Raw genomic sequence first — 14,249 nt, forward strand, 5'->3', positions numbered from 1 at the left:
TGGAAGTTGAGACTACAGCGGGTATACCGGGTCTGTAATGCGTGGTATCGGCCGAATTGATGAGTGGAATCTGCGTCAGATCGCTTTCTGAACGACCGTTCTTGTTTCCAAACCAACTAATCCAGAGGATTTCTGAGACTCTGGATAGTGTCGCCACTCAGACGCTGCGCTCTCACGGAGAGAGACCCTCGCTATCCAATTCCCGTTTCCTTCTTTACCAGCGTCAGCGTGTTGTCGGCTGTCACAATAGGTGAATGCTTGTATTCACCAGTCAACTGCACCTGTACCAGCAGGTCCACAGCCCGCCAAATCGAGTACAGCAAACAGGCGAACGCGAAGTAGAAGAACCGCAGGCCGAAATGCTTCGAGGTCGTCGCACCCATGAATCGCTTGATCGACTTGTAGCCGCTCTCAATCTCCCATCGGTAGCCATACTCCGAGAGAAGGCCACTCTTCCGATTCGTCATGAACACCGAATACTGCTGATGATCGGTGTGTTCGGAGTTCTCTTTCCGTCGGTAGATGAGCGTCGTCGAGTGCCACTCGTTGTCGCCGAGATGCAGTTTTCGATCAGTCTCGTAGCGGTCCTTCCCCCGCTTCAGAAGTCGTTTTGCCTGCGCTTTTTCGCTGGTCTGCATCCGCTTCGGGACGACGTAGGACAGCCCGCGTTGACTCAGCATCTCCAGGATGTGCTGACTGTCGAACTCCCGGTCCATCAGTACGTTATCGACGTGAACAGCCGCCTCTGCCGAATCCAAGAGGTCCTCGACGATTTCCTTGCGCGTATCGCCTTTCCGCACCGGCCGTGCGTCTAACACGATTGGGACGGCATTCCCAACCAACTGAACTGTCGCCCACTGGTAGGCGTACTCGTCGGTGTTCTCCTTCGTGCCGATGATCTCGTCTTCGTGGCCCGCACGGTCGCCAGTGAACGGGTCGGACTCGGTGATGTCGATCGCGACAATACCAGCTCGGAAGAACTCCTCCGTCTCTGCGACTCGATCTAAGAGGCGACTCACGGCGTGGCGGTACATCTCGCGTATCTGTTCGATGGAGAGGTCTCGCACATGCTCGCGATGGGCGTGGCCGAGTGGTGTCCGGTCCCGATTGGATTCGTGGATGAAGCTCCGGGCCCCCTCGTTTACGGCCAAATTCTCACGGAGGCCTAGATACGTCTGGAGATCCCAGTAGGCGTTCTCGTGGATCTCACAGCCCTCGCCTCGGTCCAGTGAGAACGCTGGTAATGCAACGCAACTCACCTGTTCAGTAACGGTCTCGGCCTGCTCTAATACGGTCTGGTCATCAGGGTCTGATTCCGTATTCTCGTTATCGTATCTGCGGCTCTGACGCTCTGGTTCTCGTGGAACAGAGACACCCGCATTTTGCGCTTTGATGAGGATCGTTCGCGCTGCGGTCTCGACGGTATCTTGGAGATCAGCAGTGAACCGATGGTGCCAGCTCCGCCACAGGGTTGACTGATCGGGAACCGACTCCAGGCCAAGTTGATCACAGAGATCGGGATGCTTGGTGAGGTATTCGACGAGGGCGGTCTCGTGGCTCCAGCCATGGCATTCTTTCAGCAGGAACAGGCGAAACAGTGTCTCCATCTCGTAGCTTGTTGAGCCTGCATATCGATCGTGGACATCGAATTGGACGTATGCCAGCGGCACTGCGTGGACGAATGGATCAACAGCCTCGTGATCGTCATGCTGGAACCATGTTTCCGCAACAAGACGAACATCCGATTCCAGCGCTGGGAGGGATGAGCGATCGAACAGCGGGCCAGACTCGTACGTGGGCCACTCGACAGACGATAGCTGGGCGATTTCCCGAAAGACAGTACGGCGAGACTCACGTGTTGGGGCCACAACGAGAGGCTGACTACGACATGCTCAAGTATTCGTCTAACTGCTCGATACAGCCCCGGAGTGAACAATGCCTGCCCGGTCCAGTTCCGTCTGCGTCTCTTCGAGGCCGGGTGTCAACGCGTCGAACACGTGGTTGTTCCCGAGCGCCGTGTAGTCGACGCCGGCGTCGGCGAGCGCCCCAGCGGCGGCTGGATGGCTCGTGAATTGAAACGTCTTGTCCGGGTAGGTCCAGTCCGTGGTCGTCAGTGGCGTCTCGAGATTCACCGACGTGATGTCCGTGTGTTCCAGAAGCGGCTGTATTGGTTGGAGTATATTCTGGTGGCTCCGCACCCGTGCCTGCGGGTCGATGCGCGCTCGCTCGGAGAGGCCGTCACCGCCGGTCTCGTAGAACCGCCGCCCGAACATCACGTCCCCGCCGAACCCGAGTGTCACTGTCGTTCCCGTGTCCGGAGTGAGCCGAACTGTTGGCTCGGCCCCCGGTGCGACGGCCCGCACCCGGGATAGGTACTCAGGATGACGGACTCGGAGCCACACGGACCGCTCAGCCGGCAACTCGAACTGCCCGTTCTCTTCACTCCGCGCCTCTTCGTCGGCCTGCCCCGGCGTTGTGATGGCCTCGATTCGCGCGTCAGTAATCGGGTCTCCGCCCAAGTCGGTGACTGTACCATCGATGGAGTTGTGAAGTCCGCTAGACTCTGGGTTCCCACATCCAGCCAGCCCCACGAGCGTACCAGCACCCGCAGCCCTGATGACACGCCGACGGGAGACCTCGAATTCCATACGACATACTACCATCCTGTTATCATAGATGTTGCCACCTCGTCATGCGCAGAATCGAACTCCGATCCACTGCACGCTGTACATCGGAAAACTTGGAACAGCCCTATCGGCGATGTGAATTGCCGCCCTCACTCGACGTGCCCGTTGGTGCTCTCTCCAACTCTTGTTCACTCATCACGGTACGCTGGCAGATCGGCAAGCGTCTCAGAGGCGCAGTCGAACGGGCTTGGGAGTTCATCAACGAAGGCTCGCACGAATCCCGTTGTTCCAGGTTCGATTATTTGTTCATCGTCGGCCTGGACCGTCTCGCCGTCTTCGTTCTCGTATGTTGTAGAAACGAGGACGGGAACACCCCTCTCGAGGTACTTCCGTGAGGCTTCTCTAAGTGCCTCGCTCTTTGTGCTGAGGTTCCCGTTCGTATCTATTGTTCCGACAACCTCGCCCTGATGGTGATTGAGTATCTCAACCTCGACAGTCCCGTTTTCACTGCCTGTGTCATCCTCGTCGACTAGAGACTCTACTCCTTCAGCAAGTGCCCGTCCAAAATCTTCCTCCATCCACTCCGCTATCTCCGAGGCATCGGCATCAGGGCCGGGACGCTCTGAGTTGTTCATGATGTTGTGGGTTGTTGCTATCAGTATTCAATTGGTCGCTGAGGTATCGGTAATATCGAGAACCCACAGCGCCATATCGAACGCCCTGAGACTCACATCGTACTCGTTTGCAAGCGCCCTACAGGTGCCGAGGTACAGTAAGTACTCCTCGACCGTCGGGTCTTCTGAAATGTCATCCAATAGGTGTCCCGTCTTCTGAAGCACGTTCCACGCTCGCTCATCAATCACGGTAAATCGGTCGGGGTCAATAAACAGAAGGATAGCCGAGGCAACCGGAACACCGATGCCGTTCAAAGAAGTGAGCGCGTCAACCCGCGTCTGAATTCCTGACTCGTGAACTGCTCGTTCTACTTTCGACCGAATCTCTTCCTCGCTATTTTTTTCGAGGTGCTTCAATATTGGTTTCGTGAAAACGCCGACCTTCCATTCGATTATCCACTCCAGATCCTCACGCGACCACTCACCACGATTGAATGCGGTCGGTAGCGATTCGAGTTTCTCAACCTCTTTTTCGTATAGCTCTTCTTCTCTGGCGTACAACTGTTCATACTGTTCGATTATGCGCTTGTTTAAATTCACTATATATAGATAAACTTCTCGACAGACTTAACAGTGACTGGAGCAGTCGGATCTGGACACCGACAGAGTCATGGGCTCGTTATTTTCTCCAGAACTAAAACCCACTCACCGATAACAAGTGAACATTCCTGAAATTGTACCAAAGCGATTTAGCTATTGCCGGATACGAGACCATCGCGGATTTTCAACAGTTCCAGGGGTGTCAAAGTTAACAGTCGCAGGCTCACGCACTTTCAGATGGTCGTACTCACGTCCAGCGGTCACGTCCCGGTTTGCCCACTGGATGAGACGAACCTCATCGATATCAACGCGCCGTCTACCGGTTGACGGCGGTTCGAGGCTGATTAAAATGTTGGCGTGTGTCGCACTGTCAGGTGGGTCGACTTCCTTGATGAAATGCTGCCAACTACCACCGGTTGGCGAAAGTGACCAGGAGCGCCGGCCAAGAGCAGACCCGTCTGTGTCCCTGAACCATGTCAATTCGACTTCTGTCCCATTGTGGCTGGCTCGGTAGTTTAATGCGACTGTCAGTAGTTCGGCGACGGGAATACGTCGTGTATTCGAGATGATTGCACGGGAGCGATTACCGCTGACGCGGCGGAGTCGGACGCCGCCCGAGTCGTCGATACCGTAGCCTTGAGCTATCGTGGGAAATGTCCGACCATATCGCCACAGGGCACTATCATATCCTTGGTCATCGATGTCGGTACTCTCGAAATCACCTGTTGGTAACAGATTTTGGCCAAGTCTGATTCGGCCATCGTTGACCCCTGCTACCCAACCGGCTATCCTTTGATAAATCACACCAGCCTCAGTGAATTGCTCCGTCATCACGTCTGTTGACTGAGTCCCTTCACCAACTGCAACACCAGACTGTGTCGCGGTAGCTTCGGTGGTTGACTCTGCAAGTGTTTGCCAAGTAATCGTCCGGTTTGGTCTGCCGACAACCCCGTATGGAATGAATCCATCGAGCAGGACCGGATCAGCGGTCACTCGTGCCACCCCCTCGGCAGTAGCAACCACATTCAGCAGATATGATTGGAACGTTGGCCAAATTCTCTGGTCGAATACGAGGTTGCCCAGCGACCACGCGACGATGGCGTCTGACACGCGCTCAATTCCGCCGGTCACATGCGGGTGATGGTTGACGACAAGATCAGCCCCATTGCGAGCGGCTGTCTCGGTGAGGCGTCGGACTGTAGCTGTCGGACTCCGCTGATATGGCTCCCCTCCGTGGACTTGGACGACGACAAAATCCGAATTATCTTTCGCACGGCGTACGGCCCGGCTGAGTCTCTCAGGTGTGCCTCTGGCGGCACCTATTCCGGCAGGAACAGTTCGACTTTCTCCGTCGGTTGTAATGGTGACCGGTCTGTCTGTGGGACCGTTCGCAGTCCAGTTGATTTCATACTGATCACCTGTGATTGTCGTGCACGATAGGAGTGCCACGTCAAGATCGCCTGCCTGCTGTCTGTGTGGGTTCCAAGCAGCATCAGGAGATTCACCAGCCCCAGAGTGGCCTATACCTGCTTGAGTGAGTGCGTCGATCGTGTCGCGGAGTCCCGGGCCGAGTGCGTCAAAGGCGTGGTTGTTTCCTAAAGTCGCATAATCAACTCCAGCATCTGCGAGAGCTTCAGCAGCGACTGGATGGGAGGCAAACGCATACAACTTCTCGGGGTGACGGAGCGGTCGAGTTGTAAGCGGCGTCTCTAAATTCACGGAAGTAAGATCTGCGTTGGTGAGTGCCGGGGCGAGTGGTGAAAGGATTTTCTCGTGATCAGCACGGCGATTGTTAGGATTGATTTGATGTCGCGGATTAAGCCGGTCTGACGGTTCAGTATAGAACCGGCGAGCGAACATGGTGTCCCCTCCAAAAGTGAGAACTGCCGATCCGTCTGATTCAGGCACAACAATTCGGTTCATACTACCTGGGGCGCAAGGACGGACGCGAGTCCGGTGCTCTTCGGCGCGGACATTGACCCACACTGGTCGGTCGACGGAGAGAGAAAACCGCCCTGTAGAACCGGACCGCGTCTCTGCGAATTTCATTCCACTGTTCCCCAGAGCTTGGACCTGTGCGTCAACAACTGGTCCACCAGTTGAATCGACAACGCGCCCCCGAACGACGCCTGCAGGAGATTGAACTCCAGAGTTGGGCGGGTCTGACGCGGGAAATACGTCAGCGATCTTTCCACAGCCTGCCAGCGTGCCACTGGCCACGGATCCTAAAGCCGCGAGAAACCTCCGCCGAGATGGGGATTCATCGGTCATGTTCGTTTTACCAGCCGGTCCTGTTGGGAAATAGCTGCTGGCTCACGGTCGATGGTGCGGGCTTCGATTTCCTCGGTCAATTCGCGCATGAACTCGGTGACAGTGTTACCCATTATCAAAACGGGATTTCCGGCAGCAAGTGCATCGTTTAGGACGAGGTCTGGTGTTGGTTCCTCCCAAGTCCGAACCGGGAACTGAGTGGTGTTCGCGAAAACCTCTCTGCCATCGCCGAGCGCGTGGACACGTTCGGCGTGCCCGTCTGTAACCAAATCGTCGAAATAACGCCTGAATGAGGCTGTTCGTCCGCGGCGGTCAGCACGAAGATTCACAACCGGTTCGATGACAGTCTTTTTGTTGCCGATGAGGGCCTGTCGGATAATTTCTGTACTTTGAACGTCGTTGACATCCGAGGCGTCATAGAGATGACCGCCTTCGAGAATCCGCCACTCGGGCAGCATTGCACCGAGTTTCTGATCGATATCAGTAGACGGCAACGGCTGTTCATCTACGGCATCGAGCACTTCGTTCATGCCGAATACCACCTCGGCCCCGGGGAATTCAGTCGCCCACTCTGGGGGGTCGACGTGTCTGACCGTGGCATCTCGTCGGTTGAGTTCGGCAGTTATGTATGAGCGGAGTGTAGGGTCGGTCTCTCCATTGACGACGGTCGTTCCAGCAGGAACGCCACGGGCCAGCGACCGCGCGATTGCCGTTCGATTCCGACCTAGTGTATCCATATGGTCCTCTCGCACATTGGTCAAGAAGAGCACGTCCGGTTTCACGAACGACTGGTTGACGAGTCTCGTGGTGTACTGTCGGATACCCTGATTCTCAACGATAGCAACTTCGGCATCAATGGCCTTTCTAAGTTCCCGCTCGTTCTCATAAAGACGGACCTGGTCGCTTCGTTCGACCGCCTGTTCGGTCCCGTTGTGTAGCGTTACCGGCTCATCTCCAGTTATTTTTGCGAAGGTATCTCTATCCCGCCGATGGAATACGTCGTGTAGCCATCGCGTAGCGGTGGACTTACCGCGAGTCCCCGAGACGACAATCTTCGTGTCGATTGTCCCCAGACGATGTCGATGAGTTGGACCTGCACCCAGTGCGTTCAAAAGTCCGATCGTCACTACATCGACCAGCTCCGACACTGTCTCTATGTCGGTATCTGGTACCAGGCTCATTCAGCCATGCCCTCCCGCGCTTGAGTCAGAAGGCGTCGACGTCGTGTCGACCGTGTCTCGTGGCCTGATTCGTTCGAGATGATAGAGTTCGTACAGCGCCGGCAAACAGGCGACGGTCCCAAGAGCTACGTCGGCGCCAGAGACGTACTGGAGAAACCCTGCTGTAGATGGAATCACAAGTAGTCGCGCTGCTGCCGTGACAATGACAAATACAGCGACTGTCACGAAAACGTTTGCACGCCGCTCGGCAGGGGGGACTACGTGCAGGTTGTAGCCAGAAATACCGCCGAGGATGCCCACAAAAAACGGAAGAAGGCCGTGCTGGACCGGTACGACCGTCACAGCGGAGATACTGACGAGCAGGCCGACAATAACCCCTAGTGCGAGTAACACGCGCCCATAGAGTAACGTCCACCAGTGAACAAGCTGCACAGCCAGATATGTCAGCACGGCTGTCCCAATCCAGAGGGGAACCATCCAGCCGTTCCGGAATGAAATAAGGATGATTAGCGGGACGATGATGACCCCACCGATACGGAGACCGTACCGTGACCGAATCCCCTCTGAGAGCGCCATCCCGAGTCCAAGAAGGCCGACTGAAATCGCGTCTGAGGTCAAGATTGGAATCGACGCCCGGCCGACAGTCAGTCCAAACGCGACTGCGATGTCTGCGTTTGGACCGAGCAACACCGGCGGGAGTAGTCCGGCAATAGGAGACAAGCCGACAAAAATCACCAATCCAATTCCAACAACAGTTAAAAAGAGAACGACAGCAAGGCTCCAAACCATGTCAAGAATTCGTTTCTCGGCGTCGATACGATGGAAATTATATGCAGCGATGCCTGGAAGTACACTTCCGATGAACTCAATTTGACTCAAACCAACGTCAATGCCGGCAAAAACAACTAAAATTCTAAAAACCAATACCGGTATGAGCGCCCCAATCAGGACACTCACAATGAACAGGTGTCGGCCATAAAGCAGAAGTCGATTTTTGATTATCCGTATAGAAACATACGCTGCGGCGACACTGGCGACAAATACAGGGAACGTAGCAAAGCTCCTGAGGAAATAGACTGAAATCAGAGGGACCACAATGACTCCCCCCAAGCGCAAGCCAGCTAACTGGGCGGCGGCGATCCCGATAGTCAGACCGGCTAACATCATTATCGTTGCAACCAACATACAATGAATTTATACTAGTGGCAGTTGATACAAACAGATCGGGCGAATTCGCAACTCTCACACCGTTTATTTACTGTTATTGGCGTTTTCACTATAATAAGCATTCCGGTGTTTTTCGGAGGTGATGTCAACCAAAAATAACGCTCAAGTATGCTATTTTGGGGTTTGCTCAGACGCTCCTGAATGGTTGGGAAGCGCGTCAACACAAAGTATAGAATTCAGCAGACGGAGTCTCACAGATCAAGTTTCGATTCTCAGCACACGGTGGATGCTGGTGTTGTGAGCGAAAGTCAACTCGACAGAATCGCTCGGTCAGCAGCCGGTGACGCACGCGTCGCAATCGGGACACTCAGAGTGGCTGCACGCACAGCCCGACAAGAAAATGCGAACAAGATTACATATTCGGCCATTGAGGCCCCTGTTTCGGGCACTGTTCAGATATAGTAATCGTTAGAACTTTCCGCCCGAAAATTGTTACTGTAGGCAATGGACCATCTCGACGAGATCTCCGTCGAAGAACTCCAAGACGCGCTTGACAAGATTGACCGAAACAAGCCGACTCAGCGGTTGTTAGCGGCGATTGCGTACAAGAACGGCGTGACGCAAACTGAACTTGCTGAGTGGCACGATACCGGCCGAAGAACAATCTACAGCTGGCTCATGCGACTCGATACGGACGAACCGCTTGAGCAAGCTGTCTCTGATGCTCATCGATCCGGAAGAAAACGAAAACTCTCAGAATCACAGCAAAAAGAATTCGAACGAACCGTTCACGAACCTCCCGAGGAAGTCGGGATCGACGCGCCGGCGTGGACGCCGGCGCTCGTCCAGGAATTTCTCGAAGAAACCTACGGCGTTGAGTACTCTTATCCAAGTTGTCGGCGGTTGCTCAAGGAGGCTGGATTGAGTTATCAAAAACCACACCGTACAGCCGCCGAAGCCGAAGAATCCGACCAAGGGAAGTTCCACGACGAAATCAAAAAAAGCGATCGGAGATGGACGCCAAAATAGTCTGCATCGACCAAACCAAGAAATCCGTCCAGGTCGAGCCGCGTGCCGCGTGGTTTCCGCGCGGCACGCGGCCGAGCGTTGAACTTTCCGGCCAACGCGACTGGACGTGTCTGCTCGGCGCGATCACCGAAGACGGCGAGTGCTTCTTCTCACGATTCACCGAGTACGTTACCGCCGATCACGCGAAACATTTCATTCTCGCGTTATGTGAAGAGTTCGAAGATGACTTGCTCGTCGTGTTGGATGGCGCACCGTATTTCCAGGCGTCGGCCGTCACGGACCTGGCGGCCCGTGACGACCTCGCCTTCGTCACGTTCCCGGCGTATTCGCCGGAGCTCAATCCTGTGGAAGAGTGCTGGCGACAACTCCAGAACGCCCTCAGCAACCGGTTCTTTGACTCGCTTGAGCAACTGACCACCGCGATCGATACTGCTCTTGACCAACTTTCGCTTCCAAAAGTGAGTAATTATTTCTAACGTCTACTATAGAAGCAAAAGCTGAAGTCATCAGACAGAACATTGAGAAACTGGCCGTAGAGCAGGAAATCCTTTACAAGATTATCATGAACGAGATGGAGTGACACCACCAGGCGAATTGTACGAGGAGTACTGTGAACGGTCGACTGATTTAAGAGCAAGCGGATGATGCGCAACTATCTCCAGAAGATAGTCCACACCAATCTGATTGAAGCCGAGGGGCAGAACCGTGGCCGGCGTTACGGGCCGTCATGAGTGTCGAAGGCGGAGGAGTATGCTAACCTCTACACTGGATTTGTATTGCCTCGGCAATTAACCGAGAAATCTACGACGCGCCTCAGTCATCAAAAAGGGCCGAAAATCGGGATTCAGTTCGGTCAGTACAGACTTCAGGTCTTTCCATTGAGGGAAAGGATGGTAATGCAGAGAGACAGACATATTTCGGCATAGTCACTCTACAGATTCTGGGTTTCCCAGAATTGATAATAATCGTTATGATGGTAATGATTCCGGTTGCTTTTTTCATCGCATGTAAGATTTTCAGGGGTATCAGGCATTTCCGGAGGGTCAAAGACAGAGTTGATTTTTTTCGTCTGCTCAGTACGCAGATACACTGAGCAGGAGATTCGTCCCCGGCGCTGTTGAAATCAACCATCTTGGGAACTGTTCAATGACACCCTGACCTTCAGCAATATTCGGGAAAACGTCGGCCCACAACGCTGGCACTCTACGACTACCTCTGACGGACCGTTTCATGAGAACTGTCCGGACATCCATCGTTTCTCTACTTTGGACGATTGTGACTCAGCTATGGTGGACCATTCAGTTCACCGGAAACACGGTGTCCCGGAGAGCGACCGTCTGCCGAACGCTTACATTTGCGGACGCTCCACTATCAACTGGAAGGAACCAGTTACACGCACCTTCCACCCTGTATGAACACCGACGAATCATCACTCGGTCGCTGTCCGGACTGCGGCGAGCGGATCCCTGAGATGTGGCTCCTTGTCGAATACGAGAAGGACGACGGCAGCCAGGGCATCTGGGCAGAGTGTCCGAGCTGTGAAGGCGTTGTCGCGCCAAGACAGTAACACAGTGACAGACTGCGCAGGTATGGTCAGCCTGGTCAGTCGCTTTGATTCACGCCGCAGAGGATGACCTCAATTCACGAATTTCGCTGCAATTCATACTGAATGCATTGATTTGTCCGGTTTCAATCAACCTCTATTGATAATGAAAACTTAAATTCTGTTTTGGTAAGTTTAATCTGATGCAGGATCAGAGACAGGATAGAGGAATTCGATGTCGTCTAGTCCCGATACCATTCACATCCTCCACGTGGACGATGATCCCGAACTTGCCAATATAGTCGCGACGTTTCTCGAACGCGAAGACAAGCGGTTCATCGTCGAGACCGCCACCAGTGCCGAGGAAGGCTTGGACCGACTCGACAGATCTCACTTCGACTGTATCGTCTCCGACCATGATATGTCCGGCCGGACCGGGATCGAGTTTCTCGAAGCCGTTCGCGTCGAGTATCCCGATCTCCCGTTCATCTTGTACACTGGCAAAGGGTCTGAGGAAGTTGCGAGTGAGGCCATCTCAGCCGGGGTAACTGACTATCTACAAAAAGAGTCCGGGACGGAGCAGTACCGAGTGCTGGCGAATCGGATTCGGAACGCGGTCGAGCGAGCTCACGCTCAGACCGAACGCAGGCGACAGCTCGACGCTATCGAGACCGCGGGTGAGGGAATTAGTATTCTCGACGATCAGCGCCGGTTTATCTACGTCAATCAGGCGTATGCGGATCTCTATGGGTACGATCCCGACGACCTCGTCGGTGAACACTGGCGCAAACTCTACCGCGACGTCGACATCGAGTCCATTCGCGAGGAGATCCTCCCGACTGTCGAGTCTCAGGGGTACTGGGAGGGCGAGACGGTCGGCGTCCGCGCGGACGGCACGACGTTCACGGAAGCCCATCGGCTGTCACTGACCGAGAACGACGAACTGGTCTGTACGGTCCGGGACATCTCCGACCAGATCGAACGGGAGCGAGAACTCGAACGGGCGACGACACGGCTTGTAGCGCTGTTCGAGCACTCCCCCGATATGGTCAACGTTAACGACGCCGACGGGACGATTCTCGACGTAAACCAGCGGTTCTGTGAGGTCCTCGACGCGTCCGTCGAGGAACTCGTCGGCCAGAAGGTCTGGGAGATCGACACCGAGATCGGGCCCGACGAATTCTACGCAACGATCGACGGGATCGACATCGGAGAGCGGCAGCGCATTGAAACGGAGTTCCAGCGGGTCGACGGCTCCACGCTACCCGTCGAGGCCCACATTGTTCGACTCAGCATCGACGGGAGTGACCGGTTTATGGTCATCTCGCGTGACATCACAGAGCGCAAAGAGTACGAACGCCGGCTCAAGACGCTCAACGAGACCGGCCAGGAACTGATGACCGTCAACAGCCGGGAACAAATCGCAGAAATGGGCGTTGACGCGGCACGGACCGTGGTGGGACTGGAAGCGAACGCGATTCACCTGCAAAGTGAGGAGTCAGGCGATTTGCTCCCAGTCGCACAGACCGAGGCCGGGAACGAACTCGTCGGCAACCCACCGACGTTTCAGGGCGGGGGCAGTATCGCATGGCGCGCGTACGAGTCCGGCGAGACACTGGTGCTTGACGACGTTCGCGACGATCCGGCGGTCTACAACCCCGAAACGGCTGTCCGGAGCGAACTGTTTCTCCCGCTCGGTGAACACGGGCTCCTGATAGCGGCGTCTGAGTCACCTGGAGCATTTAATGAGCGCGACCGCATCCTCGGAGAGATTCTCGCAGATGGCCTGACCACGGCACTCGATCAGGTTGAGCAGGTTCACCAGCTCCGTGCCCATAAGCGTGAGTTGGAAGAACAAAACGAACGGCTGGAGGAATTCGCCGGAGTCGTGAGTCACGACCTCCGGAATCCATTGAATGTCGCGATAGGCCGACTGGAACATCTCCAGCGAGACGTCGAAAATCCCCATCTCGACACAATCGAGACGGCGCTGGATCGGATGGACCGCATTATCCAAGATGTCCTTTGGCTCGCTCGCGAAGGCGAGGGCATCGGTACAACGGAACAGACAACACTCGGGAATATTGTAGACGCCGCATGGACTATCGCATGCGATGACGCCACCGACGCCACCATCCGCTATGCAAGCGACGATATCCGGCAAACCATTATTGAAGCAGACACTGATCGACTGCGACAGATGCTCGAAAATCTGTTCCGGAACGCCGTCGAACACAGTGGCGACGATGTGATGGTTACAGTCGGAGTGCTTGAGGATGGCTTCTACATCGCAGACGACGGACCAGGCATCCCACCGGAGAAACGCGAAACGGTGTTCGATGCCGGCTACTCCACGTCAGACGGCGGGACTGGGTTCGGATTACAGATCGCCGAACAAATCGTCGGTGCACACGACTGGTCAATCGCTGTAGCTTCGAGCGACGCCGGTGGCGCACGGTTTGAGATTACGGGCGTCAAAACCGAGAAATAAGACAACTTGAGTCAGGTACCCAGACTCGCTGATTTCACAATGTAACGTGCAGCTTCAGGTTGATCAGAGTCGTGGCCGTAGCGGTCAGGGTATCGTCCACGTGTTCATCGTGATCGCTCTGACAGACCGACCCGGGAGTAGAGTCACGTAACCTACGCTATGGAGGCTTTGTATACAGATGGATATTCCTGACCAATTTCTCTGTCTGTTCTCTGTACCTGTCGAGAAACGCAATGGCTCGGCTGTTATCGAAATCCCAGAGCAAGAGGTTCAGACTGGTGAGGTCCAACCCGGTCAGACGTATCGTGTGGCTGTGCTGGTCGCACCGACAGCAGATGAGACCAGCAATACCGACGCTACCTCCCAGACCCCACAGACACCGCCCGTTGAAGAAGGGGAGCAGCGGACCGTTGAAATCGAAGATTTCGGCGACCAGGGTGACGGCATCACTCGGGTTGAGCGTGGGTTCGTCATCATTGTACCCGAGAGCAAACAAGGCGAACGCGTTACCGTCGAAATCACTGATGTTCAGAGGAATGTTGCCTTTGCGGAGGTTGTCGAACGTCTCGACTACTACGAGTAAGATCCCAGAGCTGGTGGTATCCCATCCCCTGTTTCTCGAACAGGGCATGAATACGGTTGGTGACTGAGGATTCTGCCAACAATCCTGTTCATGAAACTGATCGGTTCGAGCATATGCATTGAGATTGCCAGTCTCAACTACTG

Annotated in this window: 11 protein-coding genes and 1 pseudogene; 5 read left to right on the forward strand and 7 right to left on the reverse strand. The window is 54.9% G+C overall.

Features of this window, described 5'->3' with window-relative positions; genetic code table 11:
• Nucleotides 1-191 precede the first annotated feature (191 nt).
• From ACY9XZ_RS21745 to ACY9XZ_RS21775, 7 genes are all read right to left on the reverse strand, one after another.
• Complete coding sequence (locus ACY9XZ_RS21745; protein WP_463459010.1) at nucleotides 192-1,868, reverse strand: transposase; 1,677 nt, start codon at nucleotides 1,866-1,868, stop codon at nucleotides 192-194.
• A gap of 36 nt (nucleotides 1,869-1,904) precedes the next feature.
• Nucleotides 1,905-2,648 carry a CapA family protein gene (locus ACY9XZ_RS21750; protein ID WP_463459011.1) on the reverse strand — a complete coding sequence of 248 codons (744 nt, stop codon included), beginning with the start codon at nucleotides 2,646-2,648 and terminating at the stop codon, nucleotides 1,905-1,907.
• A 167-nt stretch (nucleotides 2,649-2,815) separates the two neighbouring features.
• Nucleotides 2,816-3,262, reverse strand: a complete 447-nt coding sequence (locus tag ACY9XZ_RS21755) for a hypothetical protein (protein ID WP_463459012.1) — start codon at nucleotides 3,260-3,262, stop codon at nucleotides 2,816-2,818.
• A 27-nt stretch (nucleotides 3,263-3,289) separates the two neighbouring features.
• Complete coding sequence (locus ACY9XZ_RS21760; RefSeq protein WP_463459013.1) at nucleotides 3,290-3,841, reverse strand: hypothetical protein; 552 nt, start codon at nucleotides 3,839-3,841, stop codon at nucleotides 3,290-3,292.
• 153 nt (nucleotides 3,842-3,994) lie between these two features.
• Nucleotides 3,995-6,112 (reverse strand): CapA family protein, encoded by a 2,118-nt coding sequence (locus ACY9XZ_RS21765; RefSeq protein WP_463459014.1) that lies wholly within the window; start codon nucleotides 6,110-6,112, stop codon nucleotides 3,995-3,997.
• Nucleotides 6,109-7,293 carry a Mur ligase family protein gene (locus ACY9XZ_RS21770; RefSeq protein ID WP_463459015.1) on the reverse strand — a complete coding sequence of 395 codons (1,185 nt, stop codon included), beginning with the start codon at nucleotides 7,291-7,293 and terminating at the stop codon, nucleotides 6,109-6,111. Before ACY9XZ_RS21770 ends, ACY9XZ_RS21765 begins: the two co-directional genes overlap by 4 nt.
• Nucleotides 7,294-8,478, reverse strand: coding sequence for a poly-gamma-glutamate biosynthesis protein PgsC/CapC (locus ACY9XZ_RS21775; protein ID WP_463459016.1), 1,185 nt, complete (start codon nucleotides 8,476-8,478; stop codon nucleotides 7,294-7,296).
• 183 nt (nucleotides 8,479-8,661) lie between these two features.
• On the opposite strand from ACY9XZ_RS21775, the gene ACY9XZ_RS21780 reads away from it, so the two are divergent.
• The 5 genes and pseudogenes from ACY9XZ_RS21780 to ACY9XZ_RS21800 all read left to right on the forward strand — a co-directional run bounded on the left by ACY9XZ_RS21780 (nucleotide 8,662) and on the right by ACY9XZ_RS21800 (nucleotide 14,106).
• Nucleotides 8,662-8,922, forward strand: a complete 261-nt coding sequence (locus ACY9XZ_RS21780) for a hypothetical protein (RefSeq protein ID WP_463459017.1) — start codon at nucleotides 8,662-8,664, stop codon at nucleotides 8,920-8,922.
• A gap of 42 nt (nucleotides 8,923-8,964) precedes the next feature.
• Nucleotides 8,965-9,965: pseudogene (locus ACY9XZ_RS21785) on the forward strand (IS630 family transposase).
• Between the two features lie 935 nt (nucleotides 9,966-10,900).
• On the forward strand, nucleotides 10,901-11,056 hold the full coding sequence (locus tag ACY9XZ_RS21790; protein WP_463459018.1) for a DUF7837 family putative zinc-binding protein: 156 nt from the start codon (nucleotides 10,901-10,903) through the stop codon (nucleotides 11,054-11,056).
• Nucleotides 11,057-11,267: 211 nt separating this feature from the next.
• Entirely contained in the window at nucleotides 11,268-13,523 is a 2,256-nt protein-coding gene (locus ACY9XZ_RS21795) for a PAS domain-containing sensor histidine kinase (protein ID WP_463459019.1), read from the forward strand.
• A 178-nt stretch (nucleotides 13,524-13,701) separates the two neighbouring features.
• A complete protein-coding gene (locus tag ACY9XZ_RS21800; protein WP_463459020.1) occupies nucleotides 13,702-14,106 on the forward strand; it encodes a TRAM domain-containing protein in 405 nt (134 codons plus the stop codon).
• The last annotated feature ends 143 nt before the right edge of the window (nucleotides 14,107-14,249 follow it).

Source organism: Haloarcula sp. HT12, from assembly GCF_055271655.1.